General features: G+C 67.2%; 17 protein-coding genes. 11 read left to right on the top strand and 6 right to left on the bottom strand.

Annotated elements, in window-relative coordinates; all coding sequences use genetic code 11:
- Positions 1-23 precede the first annotated feature (23 nt).
- The 7 genes from EKM57_RS06500 (at position 24) to EKM57_RS06470 (ending at position 5,494) form a co-directional block, all read left to right on the top strand.
- Positions 24-2,114 carry a response regulator gene (locus EKM57_RS06500; protein ID WP_206185319.1) on the top strand — a complete coding sequence of 697 codons (2,091 nt, stop codon included), beginning with the start codon at positions 24-26 and terminating at the stop codon, positions 2,112-2,114.
- A gap of 44 nt (positions 2,115-2,158) precedes the next feature.
- The gene (locus EKM57_RS06495; RefSeq protein ID WP_129791666.1) at positions 2,159-2,512 is read left to right on the top strand and encodes a YbaN family protein; all 354 of its coding nucleotides are present in this window, start codon (positions 2,159-2,161) and stop codon (positions 2,510-2,512) included.
- A 65-nt stretch (positions 2,513-2,577) separates the two neighbouring features.
- Positions 2,578-2,823 carry a MoaD/ThiS family protein gene (locus tag EKM57_RS06490; protein ID WP_129791665.1) on the top strand — a complete coding sequence of 82 codons (246 nt, stop codon included), beginning with the start codon at positions 2,578-2,580 and terminating at the stop codon, positions 2,821-2,823.
- 1 nt (position 2,824) lies between these two features.
- Positions 2,825-3,304 carry a molybdenum cofactor biosynthesis protein MoaE gene (locus EKM57_RS06485; RefSeq protein ID WP_129791664.1) on the top strand — a complete coding sequence of 160 codons (480 nt, stop codon included), beginning with the start codon at positions 2,825-2,827 and terminating at the stop codon, positions 3,302-3,304.
- Positions 3,292-3,828: a molybdenum cofactor biosynthesis protein B gene (gene moaB / locus EKM57_RS06480; protein WP_129791663.1), complete on the top strand. Its 537-nt coding sequence runs from the start codon at positions 3,292-3,294 to the stop codon at positions 3,826-3,828. The genes EKM57_RS06485 and moaB overlap by 13 nt, the downstream gene beginning before the upstream one ends.
- Positions 3,825-4,310, top strand: a complete 486-nt coding sequence (gene moaC, locus EKM57_RS06475) for a cyclic pyranopterin monophosphate synthase MoaC (RefSeq protein ID WP_129791662.1) — start codon at positions 3,825-3,827, stop codon at positions 4,308-4,310. Before moaB ends, moaC begins: the two co-directional genes overlap by 4 nt.
- A complete protein-coding gene (locus EKM57_RS06470) occupies positions 4,307-5,494 on the top strand; it encodes a molybdopterin molybdotransferase MoeA (RefSeq protein ID WP_129791661.1) in 1,188 nt (395 codons plus the stop codon). The genes moaC and EKM57_RS06470 overlap by 4 nt, the downstream gene beginning before the upstream one ends.
- Here the strand turns inward: EKM57_RS06470 and EKM57_RS06465 are convergent.
- A complete protein-coding gene (locus tag EKM57_RS06465; protein ID WP_129791660.1) occupies positions 5,491-6,078 on the bottom strand; it encodes a molybdenum cofactor guanylyltransferase in 588 nt (195 codons plus the stop codon). The genes EKM57_RS06470 and EKM57_RS06465 overlap by 4 nt on opposite strands.
- Before the next feature lie 182 nt (positions 6,079-6,260).
- Here EKM57_RS06465 and EKM57_RS21785 point away from each other — a divergent pair, with 182 nt between their 5' ends.
- A complete protein-coding gene (locus EKM57_RS21785; protein ID WP_206185318.1) occupies positions 6,261-6,758 on the top strand; it encodes an NUDIX domain-containing protein in 498 nt (165 codons plus the stop codon).
- Here EKM57_RS21785 and moaA read toward each other — a convergent pair.
- The gene (moaA, locus tag EKM57_RS06455) at positions 6,745-7,758 is read right to left on the bottom strand and encodes a GTP 3',8-cyclase MoaA (RefSeq protein WP_129791659.1); all 1,014 of its coding nucleotides are present in this window, start codon (positions 7,756-7,758) and stop codon (positions 6,745-6,747) included. The two genes, EKM57_RS21785 and moaA, sit on opposite strands and share 14 nt — an antisense overlap.
- A gap of 188 nt (positions 7,759-7,946) precedes the next feature.
- Here moaA and EKM57_RS06450 point away from each other — a divergent pair, with 188 nt between their 5' ends.
- Positions 7,947-8,552: a hypothetical protein gene (locus EKM57_RS06450; protein WP_129791658.1), complete on the top strand. Its 606-nt coding sequence runs from the start codon at positions 7,947-7,949 to the stop codon at positions 8,550-8,552.
- Positions 8,553-9,197: 645 nt separating this feature from the next.
- Positions 9,198-9,845 carry a response regulator transcription factor gene (locus EKM57_RS06445; RefSeq protein WP_129791657.1) on the top strand — a complete coding sequence of 216 codons (648 nt, stop codon included), beginning with the start codon at positions 9,198-9,200 and terminating at the stop codon, positions 9,843-9,845.
- On the opposite strand, the gene EKM57_RS06440 is transcribed toward EKM57_RS06445, so the two are convergent.
- Together EKM57_RS06440 and EKM57_RS06435 are read right to left on the bottom strand one after the other, a co-directional pair.
- Positions 9,842-11,041 (bottom strand): sensor histidine kinase, encoded by a 1,200-nt coding sequence (locus EKM57_RS06440; RefSeq protein WP_129791656.1) that lies wholly within the window; start codon positions 11,039-11,041, stop codon positions 9,842-9,844. The two genes, EKM57_RS06445 and EKM57_RS06440, sit on opposite strands and share 4 nt — an antisense overlap.
- Positions 11,042-11,289: 248 nt before the next feature.
- A complete protein-coding gene (locus tag EKM57_RS06435) occupies positions 11,290-12,408 on the bottom strand; it encodes an alpha/beta fold hydrolase (RefSeq protein WP_129791655.1) in 1,119 nt (372 codons plus the stop codon).
- Between the two features lie 212 nt (positions 12,409-12,620).
- On the opposite strand from EKM57_RS06435, the gene EKM57_RS06430 reads away from it, so the two are divergent.
- Positions 12,621-14,387, top strand: a complete 1,767-nt coding sequence (locus tag EKM57_RS06430) for a DUF885 family protein (protein ID WP_129791654.1) — start codon at positions 12,621-12,623, stop codon at positions 14,385-14,387.
- A gap of 211 nt (positions 14,388-14,598) precedes the next feature.
- Here EKM57_RS06430 and EKM57_RS06425 read toward each other — a convergent pair whose 3' ends face one another.
- Positions 14,599-14,790 (bottom strand): hypothetical protein, encoded by a 192-nt coding sequence (locus tag EKM57_RS06425; RefSeq protein WP_129791653.1) that lies wholly within the window; start codon positions 14,788-14,790, stop codon positions 14,599-14,601.
- Between the two features lie 345 nt (positions 14,791-15,135).
- Entirely contained in the window at positions 15,136-15,675 is a 540-nt protein-coding gene (ppa, locus tag EKM57_RS06420) for an inorganic diphosphatase (RefSeq protein WP_129791652.1), read from the bottom strand.
- Positions 15,676-15,814 lie beyond the last annotated feature (139 nt).

Raw genomic sequence — 15,814 nt, 5'->3', positions numbered from 1 at the left:
GGCCGGTGCGCGGTCGGTCCGCCATGGAAAAGCAAGCCGGGAGCGGCGCCGCGTCAGGTGCGCGGCCCGGCGAGCGCGCCCGCGTGCTTGTCGTCGACGACGACGATCGCAACCTGCTGGCGATCCGGACGGTGATCGAGGACCTGGCGGACGTCGAAGTCGCCTCATCTGGCGAGGAAGCGCTGCGCCACCTTCTCAAGGGCGAGTTCGCGGTCATCCTGCTCGACGTCTACATGCCCGGGCTCGACGGTTACGAGACAGCCCAGCTCATCCGCCAGCGCGACCAGACCAAGAGGATCCCGATCGTGTTCCTGTCGGCGGTCAACAAGGAAAAGGAGCATCTGATCCGCGGCTATTCGATGGGCGCGGTCGATTACGTGTTCAAGCCGGTCGAGCCGATCGTGCTCCGCTCCAAGGTGGCGGTATTCGTCGACCTGTACACGATGACCCGCGAAATCCAGCGCAAGGCCGAGCAGGAGCAACGCCTTCTCGACGAGAATCTCCGCGCCAATACCGAACGGCTGCGCGTCGAGAAGGAGCTGCGGCTGGCCGAGCAGCGGCAGGCGGCGATCATCAAGTCGCTTCCAATCATCCTCTACCTCGAACCGGAAAGCGTCAGCCCGCGCGTTCCCCAGTTCGTGGGCGGCAATTTCGCCGCGGTGACCGGTTTCCCGTTCGAGGCGGTCGAGGAGCAGCCAACCCTGTGGACCGAGCGGCTCCATCCGGACGACCGGGAGCGGGCACTGAAGGCGATCGAGGATCGGCAGCAGACCGGCGTCATGGCGATCGAGTATCGCTGGCTGTGCGCCGACGGCCAATACAAGCATTTCCTCGATCAGGCAGTGCTGCTGAGGGATTCGGACGGCAAGCCGGCCCAATATGCCGGTACCCTGCTCGACGTCACCGATCGCAAGGACCTGGAGCGCGAGCTGCTTCACGCGCGCAAGATGGATGCCATCGGCAAGCTGACCGGCGGCATCGCCCACGACTTCAACAATCTGCTCGCCGCCGTGCTCGGAGGGATCGGACTGATCGAGCGGCGCCTCCCGCTCGCCGACGACCAGAAGAAGATCCTGGCCATGACCCGGCGCGCGGCCGAGCAGGGATCCGAGCTGGTCGGCCGCCTTCTCGCCTTCGCGCGCCGCCAGCAGCTGCAGCCGGCGGACGTCGACATCGCGAAGCTGTCCGGCAGCGTCACCGATCTCCTCGCCCACACGCTCGGCGGCCTCGTCCAGCTCGAGTGGCGGTCGCAGGAAGAGGTCTGGTGCGCTTATGCCGACAGCACGCAGCTCGAGCTCGCCCTGATGAACCTCATCATCAATGCGCGTGACGCGATGCCCGAGGGCGGCACCATCACCGTGGAGGCACGCAACGACCAGGCGCGTTCCGACAACAGGCTCGGCCTTCCCGTCGGCGATTATGTCGTCATCGCGGTGAAGGACGACGGCAGCGGCATCCCCGCCGAGATATTGGAACAGGTGACGGAGCCCTTCTTCACGACCAAGGGCGTCGGCGAAGGAACCGGCCTCGGGCTGTCGATGGTCTATGGCTTCGCTCGTCAGTCGGACGGCGCCATCGACATCACGTCCCGGCTCGGCGAGGGCACGGTGGTCGAGATCTGGCTGCCGCGCGCGCCGAAAAGGCCGCGCCGCAGCGCACAGCCGGCCGAGAGGCCCGAGAGCTCCTCCGAGCCGGTTCGATCGCTCCGTGTGCTCCTCGTCGACGACCATGAGGCGGTCAGGGAGACCACGGCGGGGATGCTGTGCGACCTCGGCCACGAGGTCGAATCGATGGCCGACGGCGCCGCCATGCTGCGCCGGCTCAAGGAGGCGCCCGCCGGCTTCGACCTCGTCGTGACAGACTATGCCATGCCGCTCATGTCCGGAGTCGAGCTGCTGAAGGAGGCGCGGCGGGTCCGCACCGACCTTCCGGCAATCATCATCAGCGGCTATGCGGACAGCCGTTCGATCGTCCACGGGCCGAAGGAGGCGGTGATACTCACCAAGCCCTTCACGCTCGACCAGATGCGAACGGCGATCGCCGCGGTGGTTCCGGACGCCCTGGCACCGCACGACCCGGTCGCCTCGCCGCCGCTGGCCGGAACCGGCCGATAGCGGCGCACAGGCGGCGGGGCCTCCGCCCCAGCGACCGACACACGATGATTCGGATCGGCTATCTGCTCCTTGGCTCGCTCTCGCTGCTGCTGGGCGGGATCGGCATCGTCTTGCCGCTGCTGCCGACCGTTCCCTTCATGCTGCTTGCCGCCTTTTTCTTCGCGCGCAGCCATCCCCGCTTCGAGCGCTGGCTGGTGGAGCATCCCCGCTTCGGCCCGCACATCCAGGCGTGGCGCAGTCGCGGCGCCATCAGCCGCAGGGGCAAGACTTCCGCCTTCGCCGCTCTTGCGGCGAGCGCACTCCTCGGATTGTTCCTCCTGGACTTCCCGTGGTCGCTGCTGCCGCTCATCGCCTGCACCGCCAGCGGGACGTGGATTGCCACCCGACCAGATGCGTAGTGGGCGCCGGAGATTGACGAAGGGTGATTCTAGGCGAAGAGGGTAGGGAAAGGCGGCTCGCGGCAATGAAAATCCTCTTCTTCGGCAGACTGAGTGAGCGGCTCGGCCGCGAAATGGAGATCGACCTTCCGGCCGATGTTCGCAACGTCGCCGACCTTAGGCGTCTCCTGGCCGGCCTGCGACCGGAGGCCCAGAGCGACTTCCTCGGTCCGTCGCTGCGCGCCTGCGTCGGCGACTCGATCGTCGGCGACGACGCACCGGTGAGCGGAGCAAGCGAGATCGCCTTCTTCCCGCCGCTGTCGGGAGGTTGAAATGAAGGTCCAAGTCCGCCTGGCCGCCGAGCCCTTCGCTCCCGACCTCGAGCTGGCCGATTTCGTCGGGTGCCTGGCTACCGAGGGCGCAGTGGTGAGCTTCGTCGGCCTCGTTCGCCCCCATTCCAAGGACGGGACGCCGCTCACCAGCCTGTTTCTCGACCACCACCCGCGTCTGACCGAGCGATCGCTCGGCGAGATCGGCGCCGCCGCTGCGACGGAATTCGACGTGTCCGCAATCCGGATCGTCCACCGGTGCGGCAAGATGCAGCCAGGGGATCCGATCGTCTTTGCCGCGGCCGCCGCGACGCACCGCCGGCCGGCGTTCGAGGCGGCCGACTATCTGATGGACCGGCTGAAGACGGACGCCCTTTTCTGGAAGCGCGAGGAGGATGACACCGGTTCGCGCTGGATCGAGCCGACCGGCGCCGACCATGCCGACCGGGCCCGCTGGGAGCGAGCTTCGACATGCCCGGAATAGACGAAAGCCTGACCTTTCATCCGCTCGCAATCGCGGTCCTGACCATATCCGACAGTCGCACGGCGGAAACCGACACGTCGGGCATGCTGCTCGCGGAGAGGCTCGTGGGCGCCGGCCATCGTCTCGCCGGACGCGCCCTCGTCCCGGACGATGTCGAGGCCATCCGGCGGCAGGTCATGGGCTGGGTCGCCGACACGGGGGTGGACGTCATCGTCAGCACCGGCGGCACCGGCTTCGCGCCGCGCGACGTGACTCCCGAGGCGGTGAAACCCCTGTTCCGGCGCGAAATGGATGGGTTCGCCGCCGTCTTCCATCAGGCGAGCCTCGGCACGGTTGGCGTGTCAACGCTGCAGTCGCGCGCCTTTGCCGGTCAGATCGAGGACACGTTCATCTTCTGCCTGCCCGGATCGACCGGCGCCTGCCGGGACGCGTGGGACCTGGTCCTCGCGCTCGAGTTGGACAGCCGGTTCAGGCCCTGCTCGCTCGCCGGGCAGATACCGCGCCTGCGGGACCTGTGCGCATGAGTCGGCTCAGCCATATCGACGATGAAGGGCGGGCCCGCATGGTGGACGTTTCGGACAAGCCGCCGACCCTGCGGACCGCCACCGCCGCGGGCTGGCTGCGCTGCCAGTCCGAGACGATCGCTCAGGTCCGCGCCGGAACGACGCCGAAGGGATCGGTGATCCATACCGCGGAGCTGGCCGGCGTAATGGCGGCCAAGCGCACCGCCGACCTCATCCCGCTCTGCCACCCCCTGCCCCTCACCAAGGCCATTGTGACGATCGCCGCCGACGAGACCCTGCCGGGCTTCCGTATCGAGTCCGAGGTGCGCACCCGCGGCGTTACCGGCGTGGAGATGGAAGCGCTCACCGCCGTCTCGGTCGCCTGCCTGACCCTGTTCGACATGCTGAAAGCCGTCGATCGGACGATGGTGATCGGCGGCATCGAGGTCGTCGCGAAAAGGGGCGGCCGCTCCGGTGACTGGCACCGGCCGGACTCCGGATGATCGGATTCGACGAAGCGCTCGCTCTGGTAGCGGACGCGGCAGCCCCATTGGGCCGCGAGCGGGTCGCTATCGCCCAGGCGCACGGACGCGTTCTGGCGGCGCCGGTCGCAGCGCAGATTGCCGCCCCGCCCTGGGACGCCTCCGCAATGGACGGCTATGCGATCCGCGACGCCGATCTCGCCGACCTGCCGGTTCAGCTCGCCATCATCGGGGAATCGTTTCCCGGGTCGGGTTTTCAGGGGAGCCTGGAGGCCGGTTCGTGCGTGCGCCTCTTCACCGGGGCGCCCGTGCCTGCCGGCGCCGACCGGGTCGTCATCCAGGAAGCGGTGAAGCGCGAAGGGCCGTTCGCGACCTTCGCCGAGCCACCCGGCCCCGCTCGCCACATCCGTCGGCGCGGGTCCGACTTCGAAAGCGGCGACCATCTGCTCGACGCCGGGCGGCGACTCGATTCGCGCGCGCTGGTGGCGGCGGCTGGCGCGGATACCGCCGAAGTCGAGGTCTGGCGCCGGCCGAGGCTGGCCGTGCTCTCCACCGGCGACGAACTGGTCGATCCCGGGCGCGCGCGCGACGTGGAGGGTTCGATCCCCGACAGCGTCTCGCTCGGGATCGTCGCACTGGCCGAGTCCTATGGGGCGGAGCCGGTCCGGCGGCGCAGGCTCGGCGACGTGCTTCCGGAGATGGAAACGGCCGCAGCGGAAGCGATCGCGGCGGCCGATCTGGTGGTGGTCACCGGAGGCGCTTCCGTCGGCGAGAAGGACCATGCCAGACGAATGTTCGAGCCGGCCGGACTCGACCTCATCTTCTCGAAGGTGGCGATCAAGCCGGGCAAGCCGGTGTGGTTCGGGCGCGCCGGTGGCCGGCTCGTCTTGGGCCTGCCGGGCAATCCCACCTCGGCGCTGGTAACCGCCCGTCTGCTGCTCGCCCCCTTGCTCGCGGGCCTGTCGGGCCGCGACGCCAGCACGGCGCTTCGGTGGCGACGTTCGACCCTGGCCGAAGGGCTGGCCCCGTGTGGAAGCCGAGAGACTTTCGTCCGGGCGGTCGCGGACGATGGTGCGGCGCGGCCGCTGTCGAACCAGGATTCGAGCGCGCAGCGGACGCTCGCCGCCGCCGATCTGCTCATCCGGCGTCGCCCCGGCTCGCCGGCGGCCGAACCGGGCGAAACCGTCGAGGTGATCGACTTCTAACCGGCAAGGATCGCCTCGGCGCGGCGCAGGTCCGCCTCGCTGTTGACGTTGAAGAACGGATCGAACGGCACGACGGGCCATTCGACGACGACATGTCCCGCCGCGTCGGCGAAGCCGATCAGCGAGCGGCGGCCCGAGGCCTGCCAGTCGGGCAGCGCGTCGAGCGCCTCGACACGCCACAAGGCACAGCTCGGGTGGAGCCGCCCGGCGCTGGCGGCGACCGCCACCTTCGCGCCGCCGATCGACTGGGCGAGTCGCTCCAGCAGGTCGGCGGGCAGGAAAGGCGTGTCGCAGGGAATGGCGAGGAGTGCGTCGCGACGGGACAGGCGGGCCTGGCGCAGACCCGCCGCCAGTCCGCCGAGCGGTCCGGACAGTCCGGGATCGTCCCGCACGAGCTCCGCGTCGATGCCTTGCACCTGCTCCGGCTCACGCACGGCGACGAGCACCTGATCGGACCAGCGCCGGGCGAGGGACAAGGCGCGGGCGACCAGCGTGTCGGCGCCCAGGCGACGCAGCGGCTTGCCGCCTCCGATGCGGCTCCCCTCACCGCCCGCGAGGACGAGGACGGCAATGCCCGAAATCATGCGACGCTGCGGAACGGCACGGCGCCCGCTCGATCGGCGCCGCCCGCTACCGGAAATGTCGAACCGAAACGCAAGCCTCTCCTCCCCAAACACCGGTCATCGGGCAACTCGGCCCCTATACCCGTTCACACAGTCGAGCGACGGACATTGCAGGCACGGCCGGAATTGGCCACAGCGGGCGGGTGATCGACGCCGCCATCCGAAGGCCGCTCCGGTGGGCAGCCACGGGGCTCTACAGCTTGTGCCAGGCCTATTGGTATCTCCGTCGGCCGCGGACGCAGGGCGTCCACGCCGTGGCGATTACCCCAAAGGGGCATCTGGTACTCGTCAGACTCAGATATGCGCCCGGTTGGCGTCTTCCCGGGGGCGGTCGCAGCAAAGCGGAGACCCCGCGCGAAGCGGTGCTGCGGGAGCTGAGAGAAGAGATCGGCATGCGCTCCCACGGCGCGGTCGAGCTGGTGAGCGAGGAACCGGAATTTTCCGATTTCAGAAGCGATTTTACCTCCCTCTTCATCGTTCGCGACGTCGAGTACCGGCCCCGGTGGACGCTGGAAATCGAGGCGATCACCGAAGCGTCGCCCCACCGGCTGCCGGACGATCTTTCCGAACGTACACGCAAGTGGATCTTGGCGGTGCGGCCATTGCTGGTCGGCCCGGGCGAGGTACTCAGCCCCCCGTGACACTCATGTGCCGGCCAACGGCCGGCGGCGCAGCGGCGGCGATTCGAAAGTCGTGCCCTTTCGGCTTGCCGGCCAGCAGGCGATCGAGCGCCTCGTCGACCGCCCGGCGTCCGCCCGCGCGCAGGAGATCACGCAGCTCGACCTTCTGGTCATGCCCGAGACAGCCATAGACGGTGCCCGTCGCCGCGACCCGAATCCGGTTGCAGCCGTCGCAGAAATTGCCGGTGAGCGGCGTGATGAGGCCGAGCCGGGTGTCTGTTCCCCCCACCTCCCAATAACGGGCCGGCCCCCCAGTGCGGCGCAGTGACGGGGTGAGCGCGTAGACCGCCTCGAGCCGGCGACGGACGTCGTCGAGCGGCAGATAATGGCAGGTGCGGTCCTCCTCGACCTCGCCGAGCGGCATGGTCTCGATGAGGGTGAGATCGTGTCCGCGTTCGACGCACCAGTCGAGCATCGGCTCGATCTCGTCCTGGTTCAGTCCCTTGAGCGCGACCATGTTGATCTTCACGGCAAGGCCGGCGGCCGAGGCGGCGGCGATGCCACCCAGCACCTGATCGAGGTCGCCGCGCCGGGTGATGTAGCGGAAGCGGTCGGGCCGGAGGCTGTCGAGGCTGACGTTCACCCGCCGGACGCCGGCCTCGAACAGGTCCGTGGCGAAGCGGGCGAGCTGAGTCCCGTTGGTGGTCAAGGTGAGCTCGTCCAGGCCGGCGCCGATCCGCTCGCCGAGCCGGGCGATCAGATCGGCAATGCCGCGCCTGACCAGCGGCTCGCCTCCGGTCAGGCGGATACGCCGAATGCCTCGATCGATGAAGATATCGGCAAGCGCGACGATCTCCTCGAAAGCGAGGATCCCGGCGCGCGGCAGAAAGTGCATATGCTCGGCCATGCAATAACGGCATCGCAGGTCGCAGCGGTCGGTGACCGAAAGGCGTACATAAGTGATCCGCCGGCCGAAGGAATCGACCAGCCCGGGATCCGGAGGTGCGGGCGCGGCGGTCATGCGCAATAGCTAGGCCTTCGAGGGGGCGCGAACAAGCGGAGGGCGGGCCGGGACATCGGCTCGGGCCTCCCGCGGCGCAATGCACTACTTTGGACGCGAGAGATGGGCTAGGCCGAACATCGAAAGGCATGGGCGGCGAGACGCCGACGCCGCGCCCTTCGGAACGGCAAATCGGAGAGAGTCCACGCATGCGTCTCATCCTTGTTTCCCTGCTCCTGCTGGCCGCCTGCGGTCGCTCCTATACCGACGATGAAGCGGGCACAGGCCCGGACCTCTCGCCGCCCGGCGCCCTCAACGGCGCGGCGCCGCCGGAACCTGAAAATGCGGCCGAGCTTCCTCCGCTCGATCCCCCCGGGCCCGGCGAGCCGGGCGGTCTTCCGGACGATCGGACTCCGCTCTCCGAGGCGCCATTCACCGAGGAGAGCGCCCAAGGCGCCGCAAACGTCGTCCAAACCTATTACGCCCTGATCGAAAGCGGGCGCCATCGCGAGGCCTGGCGTCTCTGGTCCGACGGCGGCGAGGCGAGCGGGATGAACGCGGAGGCTTTCGCAGCGAGCTTTGGCGGCTATCGCGAATATCATGCGAATATCGGCGGCCCCGGAGAGATGGAGGGCGCAGCCGGTTCCGCCTATGTCGAAATACCGGTCCAGATATATGGCCGCCTCCGCAACGGCGAGCCATTCAACAGGCGCGGCAGCGTGCGGCTGAGGCGGTGCAACGACGTACCTGGCTGCACCGAGGAACAGCGGAAATGGCGAATCGTCGACAGCGACGTGCGACCGCGACCGGAATGAGCCCGACTTCGGCATAGAAGCGTCACCCCTTCCGGCCCGATCCTACCGATCGACCACGCCGGCCCGAAGACGCCGCGCGAAAGGCATCGCTGCCGAGAGGACTTCGCCTCAGGGTTAATCCGAATTGCACGCCGAGCGGGCGTCGGGCGTGCTGTGCGGCAGAGGATATACGGGCTATAAGTGCGCGTTGGCCCTCGTCCTGCGCGGCGCGCCTCGCGAAATGAAGAGAGGCGCCGCCGGAATGCGCGGCGGCAGGACGGTGGAGCGGCTCGCCCCCGGATCTACGGGAATATCCCGATGGCGGAGGGCCTGACCGAATGTTCTGCTCGGCAATAACGGCGCCACCCCCGAGCTCCTCCCCCCACCCTGGGCTCCGGCGCCAAAATGGCGCGGCAGAAGCGGATGCATGAAGCTCCCCTTCTGTCGCGCTCTCTTTCACGCGGAGCGTGCAAAAGCAGCTTTGCTCTCGGGGCGGCCGTGCGTCCGGCACGCACCATGCGCCGCGGCCTACCTGCGGAAATCAACAGGGTCACCGAAAGGAATTGTTAACCAATGGGGCGGACATTCGGTGGAGCGCGGCAGCCGGGGCACGTCGCCCAACGGCCGTTCCGACATTCCGGACATGAGCCGGAGGCAGAAGCGACGATGGCGGGACCGATCAAGCGGATCCTCATTGCCGACGACCACGATGCCATCAGGCGCGGTGTCCGTACCTTGCTGGAGAGTCGGGCTGACTTGCGGGTGGTCGCCGAGGCGTCCAGCGGCGGGCAGGCCCTGAACGCGGCGCGCGAGACGACGCCCGACATCGCGATCGTCGACTATTCCCTGCCGTTGCTCAACGGCCGCGAGCTGACCGTCGCGCTGCGGCGCGAGCTGCCGCGAACGGAGATCCTGATCTACACGATGTACGACCAGGAAAGCCTGATCCTGGACGTATTGCGCGCTGGTGCGCGCGGCTTCATCCTGAAGTCGGAGACCGAAGACCATCTGCTCGCGGCCGTCAGCGCTCTCTCGGTTCATAGGCCCTATTTCTCGGCGGCGGTGCCCGACTCACTGCTGGAGCAGTTCCTGAGCACGAGGCCGCGCAGCGGGTCGGGCGCCCTGACCCGGCGCGAGCGCGAGATCGTTCAGCTGATCGCGGAGGGGAAGATCAATCGCGAAATCGCGGAACTGCTCGACATCAGCATCAAGACGGTGGAGACCCATCGGGCCACGGCGATGCACAAGCTGAACCTGCGCACGACCGCGGACCTCGTCCGCTACGCGGTGAGGAACCACATCGTCGAAGCCTAAACCGGCGAGCCGGGAAGGGCCCCTCGCTCCAGCAATGGTCGCCCCAGGGGAATGCTCGCGACCAGACAGGTGCCCGAGGAAACCCGTCGGATCGAAAAGCGCCCCGATAGCTCCTCGATGCGCGAACGCATGCCGGCAATCCCCACGCCGAGCGGCGCGGAGGACCGATGGGAGTCCGGGGGAAGTCCGATCCCGTCATCCTCGACGATCAGGTGCAGGCAATGGCGACGGGCGACGAGCCGTATGCCGACACGGGTGGCATGGGCATGGCGCTGGACATTCGCCAGTGCTTCCTGCGCCAGCCGGTACAGGGTGGCCTCGAAGACCGGCTCCCAACTTTGCGCCGACCCGTCGAACCAGAAACCGATCCCTAGCCCGGTCCGCCGGGAAAAGCCCCGGGCCATCGCGTCGAGCGCTCGCACCAGGCCTTCCTCGTCGAGCGACGGCGGGTGGAGAAGGTAGGAGATGGCGCGCACCTCATGATTGATCCGATCGATCGTGTCCCGGACTTCCGCGACGATGGCTGCGGTTTCGTCGTCCGAATGAAGATCCTTCAGTCGCAGCATGGAAAGCTGAAGCGCGACCAGCAGTTGCGCCGTCGCATCGTGGAGCTCGCGCCCGATGCGGCGCCTCTCCTCCTCCTGCACCCGGATCAGTGATCGCTCGAGCCGTCGATACTGTCGAGTCAGCGCCATCAGCTTCGTGACATCGTAGCGGGTCACGGTGGCGAACCTTGCGCCGCCGGATTCGAAGCAGCTTATATTGACCTTGAAGTCGCCGCCCGATTTTCCGTCCTTGAAATAGACATGTTCGAAGAACCTGCGCTCTCCGCCGGAGATTTCCCGAAGTGCCTGCCGGAGAAGGATTGCGTCTCCGTTTCCCCGCTCTGCCATCATTTCGCAGCCCTGCAGGTAATTCTGCCCGGTCTCGAGACCCGGAATTCCCGCGGCGGCGGCCGATTCCGCCCAGGCCCGATTGACGGCGAGAACATTCCAAGAGTCGTCGAGCAGTGCGATCTGCTCGGGAAGTCCGTCGATAATCTCCCGAAGAGCAGCAGCACTCGGCGCTGCCGGCGATGGACTAAGCGGGAATGGAATCGTTAGCCTGTACGCCGGCGAGAAGGAACGTGGCGCGGCCGGATCGTCCTCCTGCTCGGCCTGCTCGTGCGGCCGACTTTCCGATCCGGCATCTGTCATTGGCGTCTCCCGCTGTGGGGAATATCCAGCAACGAAGAAAGGCCCCCAAATTAAAGAAAAATCCGGATAAATCAATTACGGCTATTACTATACACAAGACATGATGATGCCTTCTCGTAACTGCTCTCACCAGGAAGTCGGGTTCTCGTACAAGGCCTCGACGCGATATCATCGGGTCGAAGCGGCACCGCGCCAGTCGCCGGCAATGCGCGTCCTGCTGCGTTCGTTACGCAACTTGCACGATCCGGTCAGTCCGATCGGGGCGCCGCCGGCGAGTGACTCGCGAGCGGGCGGACGTGGTCGAGCAAAGCAGCCAATACACGGCCGGGCTCCTCGATCATCGGGAGGTGGGCCGAATGCTCGAACCAGAAAGTACGCTTGGCGGGCGCCTGAAGCCGCTCCATCCAGCGCGCCGCAATCGGCGAGGGCGTCATGTAATCGTGGCGCCCGAGCAGCATGACGACCGGCACGTCGAGCCGCTCGACATCGTCGAAGCTGACGTCGGCGAGGCGGGGCCAGAGGTTGGTCACGGTGAACAGGCTTCCATCGTTCCAGGCGCGGCGATCGGCGGCGTCATATTCCGGCGAAAGACGCGGCGCCCGCAGATAGAAATTGGCGTCGGCCCGGCCAGCGGCGATCGCTCCGTAACGGATCGCCGGGGCGCGCCAGCCGTCAGCCTGGGCGATCGTGAACGGCCCGGAATCCGGATAGGGGGCAAGCCCCTCGATCGTCCGGACGACTTCGTCATCGCCGCGCTGGCGCGCCTGCGCCAGCGTCCAGGCCATGCCGACCTGCTCATTCTCGCGAATGTCGATGATCTGACCCATGCCGACATAAGCGTGAAGCAGATCGGGGCGGTGCACCGCAACGGACAGACCGACCAGCGAACCCCAGCTGTGGCCGAGCAGAAAGACCTTGCGCTTGCCGTACCGGGCGCGGAGCTGCTCGATGAGCTCGATCGCATCGTCGCGATAGCGTTCGAGCGTCAACGTGGGAGCGAGTGTCGCGGGGTCATTGAGCGGATAGGAGCGGCCTGCGCCCCTTTGGTCCCACTGGACGACCGTGAAGAAGTCCTCCCACGGCCGCTGGAAAGCCCAGGCGATCGGCATCTCGACGGCGCCGGGGCCGCCATGAACGAAGAGCAGGAGGGGATTGGCGCGATCGGCGCCGCGCACATTGACCACCTGCCGCGCTCCGCCGAGGACGACCTCGAAAGTCTCCTGGACCCCGTTGGGCGTGACGATCCGGTGAATGTCAGCGACGACCTCGCGACCGGGCCCATAGACATCCTGGCCGGCGGGTGCCTGGGCCCAGCCGGACCCGGCGCAAGCGAGAAGCGATAAGGTAGCGGCGATCGAACGGAACATGGGAAGCTGCCTGTACTGGTCGGTCGGCGACGCCCTAGCGGCGCGGGCGCGCGAGGCCAACCGGGCGCGGGGATCCGAAAGGCGGCAGGTCGGCACGTCGCACCGAGGAATGTTTACCCCTCGGCCCCGCGCCATTGACGCTGCCGGTATACGATTTATCGTTCGCCTCGCGGCAATCGATCCGCGATCCAGCCCCCTTCGAAGGAGCACCGATGAAACGCGCCACCCTCGCCGCCGCTTTGATGGCCTGCCTCGCGCCGGCCGCCGCCTCGGCCATTCAGTCGCCGACCGGGGGGCAACAGCAGGCCCTCCAAGGCGAGAGCGGATCGGCGGACGAGCGGCTGCGCCGCCTCTACGAAGCCGAATGGCAATGGCGGCAGGCCGAGTTCGGCCGGACCGAAGGGCACGGCGCCGGCGCGGCCGCCGACCATCTGCCGCGGGTGAATGCGGAGGCGCAGCAGGCGCGGCTGGCCTATTGGGAACGCGCTCTGGCGGAGCTCGACGCCATAAAGACCGAGGAACTGTCGCCAGAGGAAAGGATCAATGCCGCGGTGTTCCGCGCCTCGATCGAGGGACTGGCGGACGATGTGCGATACCGCACCTACGAAGCGCCATTCACGTCCGACAGCTTCTTCTGGGCCGGGCTGGCGCCTCGCGGCAGCTTCACCAATGCCGAGGAATATGGTCGCTACATCGGTCGATTGCGCGACATCCCGCGCTATTTCGGCGAGCATATGACGAACATGCGCGCCGGGCTCGCGCGCGGCTTCTCGGTGCCGCGGGCGACCCTTGCCGGCCGCGACGCGACGATGGAGCCGTTCATCGCGGCGGACGAGACGAATCCGCTCTATGCACCGTTTCGAACCATGCCGGCCAGCATCCCGGCCGAAGAGCAGGCGCGGCTTCGCGCCCAAGGCATGGCGGCGATTCGGGAGGCGGCGGCGCCGGCCTATCAGCGGCTGCTGACCATGTTCCGTGAGGAGTATCTGCCACAGGCGCGCACGAGCCTGGCCGCAACCGAGATGCCGGACGGCGACGCTTATTACCAGGCAATGATCCGCCAATATACGACGCTCGACATCACGCCGCGCGAGATCCACGATATCGGCCTTCGCGAGGTGGCGCGGATCCGCGCAGAGATGGAGCAGACGCGGGAGCGCGCCGGATTCGACGGCACCCTGGCCGAATTCATCCAGTTCCTGCGCACCGACCCGCAATTCTACGCGAAGACGCCGCGCGAACTGCTCGCCGCCGCCGCCTATGTGGTCAAGAAAGCGGACGGCCAGCTCGGCGAGACGATCGGCACGCTGCCGCGCTACCGCCACGGCATAGTGCCGGTGCCTGCGGAGATCGCGCCAATCTATACCAGCGGCCGCGGCGGCCTGGAGAACTGCCTGTTCAACACGTACGACCTGCCGCAGCGCCCGCTCTACACGCTGCCGGCGCTCGCGGTGCACGAATGCACGCCAGGCCACAGCTTCCAGGCGGCGCTGGCGCTGGAAGGACCCGATCGCCCCGAATTTCGTCAACAGACCTATTTCTCGGGCTATGGCGAAGGCTGGGGCCTCTATGTCGAGTGGCTGGGCACGCAGATGGGAATCTACGAGACGCCCTACGAGGATTTCGGCCGGCTCTCCTATGAAATGTGGCGTGCGGCGCGGCTGGTGATCGACACCGGAATCCACGCTTATGGGTGGAGCCGCGAACAGGCGATCGACTATCTCAGCGAGAATACGGCTTTGTCGCAGCTCGAGATCGTCAACGAGATCGACCGATACATTTCCTGGCCGGGACAGGCGGTCGCCTACAAGCTTGGCGAGCTGCAGATCCGGCGCCTGCGCGCCGAGGCGGAGCAAAGGCTCGGCGAGAAGTTCGACCAACGGCGTTTCCACGACGCCATCCTGGAGCTCGGATCGGTGCCGTTGCCGGTCTTGGAAGAACGGATAAGGCGCTTCATCAGCGAGGAAAGCGAAAGCTGAGTGGAGCCATTCGGGGCCGGGATCGCGCCCCCGAGCCATTCGGCCACAAGCAATCCCAGCCCCTGGACCGGCCGCCAAGAACGTGGAGCAAGGGAGCGGGCGAGTCCAGTTCCGGTATCGCCACGCGCTCGATCGGCCAAACGCGGAGTGCGCCTAGAAGTGCTGCAAGAAGCCTAGTAGCCGCTCCAACGGAGGCGGCCGCTGATCACGGCTAATGGGTGGTGCCGAGGGGTGTCGGCTCGTCGGTTACGCTGACGTGCCCAAGTTCGGCAAGGCGGCGCATGTGCAGGGCCGAAAGGCGCAGATGCGCGTCGGCCGCAGCCGGGCTTACCGCCCGATAGGCCAGGTCCAGCTCAGCACGGACCCGTTCTCGATGATGCTCGTGATCGTCCATCCTGAACATGTTGCCGTCCTCCTTCCCGATCGAGAAACGATAGCTGCACTCTAACTGCATTTCATTGCGCGCGCTTGACCGGGGCATGACGAAAAGGTCGTCCCGCGCGGGATTCGCGACCGGCCGCCGCCGCCAGCCGACGAACCGTGGCCAGGGCCGCCCGCCACGTCAGCGATTGTAGCGAGTCGCCCAGGCGATGAGTCGGGCGAAGAACTGCCAGTCGCCGCGCGACTGTGCGGGGTTGGACGCCGAGTGCATGGCCGCCTCCTGCATAAGGTCAGCCTGCAGCTTGTGCGTGCGCGATTGCAAAAGTGTGACAATCGGTGGCGCCCGCATGACCCGCCAGACGGGCGATCAGGCGGCGGCGGCGGCGCGCGCCCTCTCGATAGCCTCGAGAACGATTCGGCGCGCCACGTCGGCCCCGTCCCAATGACCGACCCGGACCCACTTCTCGGTCTCCAGATCCTTGTAGTGGGTGAAGAAATGCTCGATCTGCCGCATCACGATCTCGGGCAGGTCCTTCCCCTCACCCACATTGGAGTAATAAGGAAAAGTCGTGTCGACGGGCACGGTCAGCAGTTTCTCGTCGCCGCCGGCCTCGTCCTCGAGGAAGAGGACGGCGATCGGCCGAGCCCGCACCACCGAGCCGGGAATGAAGGGCGAACGAGCGACGACAAGCGCATCGAGGGGATCACCATCGGGCGACAGGGTGTGCGGGATGAAGCCGTAATTGGCCGGATAGCGCATCGGCGTGTGAAGGATGCGATCGACGAAGAGCGCGCCTGACTTCTTGTCGAACTCATATTTCACGGGCTCGCCGCCGACCGGGACCTCGATGACGACGTTGAGGCTTTCCGGCGGATTGTCGCCGATGGGGATGAGTTCGATGTTCATGGATGGAGCGCCATTCCTGCAGATGAAGTGAAGCGGCCGGCGAACGGGCGTTGCGCCCGCCGCACGAAGCCGCGCGGCTCCTCTGGCATGCGCGTCCGGCCGTCAATGGGTATTCGTCGGAATGGGCGCGCAATCGAGC

The sequence above is a fragment of the Sphingosinicella sp. CPCC 101087 genome, assembly GCF_004151485.1.
Lineage (GTDB): Bacteria > Pseudomonadota > Alphaproteobacteria > Sphingomonadales > Sphingomonadaceae > Allosphingosinicella.
The sequence above is the reverse complement of the archived record's forward strand: the minus strand, read 5'-3'. Positions and strand labels throughout refer to the sequence as shown.